General features: G+C 70.1%; 2 protein-coding genes and 2 pseudogenes. 1 reads left to right on the top strand and 3 read right to left on the bottom strand.

Going from position 1 to position 2,489, the window contains the following annotated elements:
• A pseudogene (locus tag ACFR9S_RS08655) lies at positions 1 to 573 on the top strand (FAD-binding protein); the annotation flags it as partial.
• An 84-nt stretch (positions 574 to 657) separates the two neighbouring features.
• Here the strand turns inward: ACFR9S_RS08655 and ACFR9S_RS08650 are convergent.
• From ACFR9S_RS08650 to ACFR9S_RS08640, 3 genes and pseudogenes are all read right to left on the bottom strand, one after another.
• Complete coding sequence (locus tag ACFR9S_RS08650; RefSeq protein ID WP_202594681.1) at positions 658 to 816, bottom strand: DUF7563 family protein; 159 nt, start codon at positions 814 to 816, stop codon at positions 658 to 660.
• Positions 817 to 952: 136 nt separating this feature from the next.
• A complete protein-coding gene (locus tag ACFR9S_RS08645; RefSeq protein ID WP_379818433.1) occupies positions 953 to 2,254 on the bottom strand; it encodes a dihydroorotase in 1,302 nt (433 codons plus the stop codon).
• A gap of 24 nt (positions 2,255 to 2,278) precedes the next feature.
• Positions 2,279 to 2,489: pseudogene (locus ACFR9S_RS08640) on the bottom strand (lipoate--protein ligase family protein); the annotation flags it as partial.

The following is a 2,489-nucleotide window of genomic DNA, read 5'->3' as shown; positions in this document are numbered from 1 at the left end:
GCCGGCATCCAGCGCGGCGTCGAGGTCGACGTGCAGTGGGTCGACGCCGACGAGATGGACGACTGCCACGCCGAACGCCTCGAGAACGCCGACGGCGTCGTCGTCCAGGCGGTGCAGGCCGAGCGCACCCGGGTCCACTACCTGCTCGAGAAGGAGGAGGGGATCAACCACGCCGAGGTCCGCTCGGAGCTACAGGAGACGATGACCGAGAACGTGAACGTGTTCCGCGAGGAGGGCGCGCTGAAAGACGCGCTGGAAGACATCCGCGAGGCCCGGAAGGACTACCAGCACGTCACCGTCGAGGACCCCTCGCGCACCTACAACACCGACCTGATCCACACGATCGAGACCCGGAACCTGCTCGACGTGGCCGAGGCGATCACCGTCGGCGCGCTGGCCCGCGACGAGTTCCGCGGCGCCCACTGGCGCAAGGAGCACCAGGAGCGCAAGGACGACGAGTGGCTCAAGCACACGATGCTGTCCTGGAACGACGGCAGCCCCGGCCTCTGGTACAAGCCGGCGGTGCTCGAAGGCGAGGCCAAGACCTACGAGCCGAAAGAGCGGAGCTACTGACTGCGGTTCCCGTTTTCGTCGACCGACTGCCGCGGGGTGTTCCCCGCGACCGCGGTTCGAGCGCCGAAAAGACCCGTCTACCTCTCAGTTCCCTCGCGTCGAACGCGCGGCGCGTACGTCGCTGCCGTCCCGGATCTTGTCTTCACAGGAGGGACAGACCCGAGGCGTCTCCTGCCCCTCGGGAGTGAACACCCGGACGTACCGCCGCGTGACGAACGAACTACAGTTCTGGCATTCGGGCATCGTTCTAATTTACTTGAAGATATATGTAAAGCTTGCCTTGCGAGACCGTCACAGCCCGGCGGGCGACGCCGCTCTCGGGCGGGTAGCCCCAGCGTGAGAACTTCGTTGTCTGACAGTCCGGAACACCCGGATTTCGCTACTCCCGGACGTTCCGCCCCAGGCCGACGGTGAACCGATCTCCGGCACGGCCGTCGTAGACGATCTCGCCGTCGACGATCGTGAGTTCGGGGAACACCGCCTCGCGGCCCTCGAAGGGGGTCCAGTCACACTTCGTGTGCAGCGAGTCGGCCCGGATCGGCTCGGCGTCGTCGAGGTCGACCAGCGTGAGGTCGGCGTCGTACCCCACCTCGACCCGGCCCTTCTCGGGCAGGCCGAACCGCTCGGCGGGGTTCGCGGCGACGAGGTCCCGGACCCGTTCGAGGGTGAGGCCGGCGGCGCGGACCTCCGCGAGCAGCAGCGGGAGCATCGTCTCGACGCCCGGGACGCCGGAGGGGGCGTCCCAGAGCCCGGCTTCCTTCTCCGCAGTCGTGTGTGGCGCGTGGTCGGTCGCGATCAGGTCCACGGTGCCGTCGGCGACGCGCTCGTACAGTTCCTCGCGGCGGGCCTCGCTCCGGAGCGGCGGGTTCATCCGCCCGAACGTGCCCAGTTCGTCGAGGTCCTCGCGGGAGAGCAGCAGGTGGTGCGGGGTGACCTCGGTCGTCATCCCCGCGTCGGCGGCGTGGTCGGCCGCCTCCGGCGTCGACGTGTGGGCGACGTGAATCTCCACCCCGGCGCCGCGAGCGCCCTCGCAGGCGGCTTCGACGGCCGCGATCTCGGCCTCGGCGGTGCGGTACTGGCTCCACAGGTCCGCGTCGGCCTCCCGGCCGACCCCGCCGGCGTCAGCGCCGTACACGGACTCGTCGAACAGATCGGCGTCCTCCGCGTGGACGGTGACGGGGATTCCGGCGTCGGCGGCCGCGGCGAGCGCGTCCTCGAACAGGTCCTCGTCGATACCCATCTCGCCCGTGGAGTCCGCCAGAAAGACCTCGCCGAGCGCGAACACGGGCCGGGCGAGCAGCGACTCGGGCGCCCACTCGTGGTTCACGCCGCCGTTGATGCCGTAGTTGACCGCCGCGTTGTCGGCGAACTCCGCCTTCTCGTCGAACGCGTCGCCGTCGACGGTCGGCGGCGAGGTGTTCGGCTGATCGACGACGGTGGTGACGCCGCCCGCCGCGGCCGAGCGACTGCCGGTCGCCCACGTCTCCTTGTGGCCGTGGCCGGGCTGGCGGAAGTGGACGTGGGCGTCGATTGCGCCCGGGAGGAGCGTCAGCCCGTCGGCGTCCACGGTCTCCTCGTCGGGCAGCGAGTGGAGGGAGCCTTCGATCTCGGCGATGCGGCCCTCGTCGGTCCGAACGTCCCGGACGCGGCCGTCGGGGAGTTCGGCGCCGGTGATGAGCATACGTCCACTGGGTGTGGCCCCGCCCTAAGTTTCCCGGCCCGCCGCAGTGTCGGCGAGCCGTTCGACCGTCGTCGGCCGACCGTCGACGATCGCGTCCTCCAGCGCCCGAGCCACCTCTTTCGGATCGTTCGACCCGCCCGCGGCGGCGACGCTGCCCACGGAGTTCGGGTCGAACGGCACGCCGAGCGCGTCGTACACGGGATCGAGCACGTCGCCGATCTCCTCGCGGTCGGCG

Source organism: Halolamina salina (genome assembly GCF_042678005.1).
Taxonomy (GTDB): Archaea; Halobacteriota; Halobacteria; order Halobacteriales; family Haloferacaceae; genus Halolamina; species Halolamina salina.
This window is presented reverse-complemented; position numbering and strand designations above follow the sequence as displayed.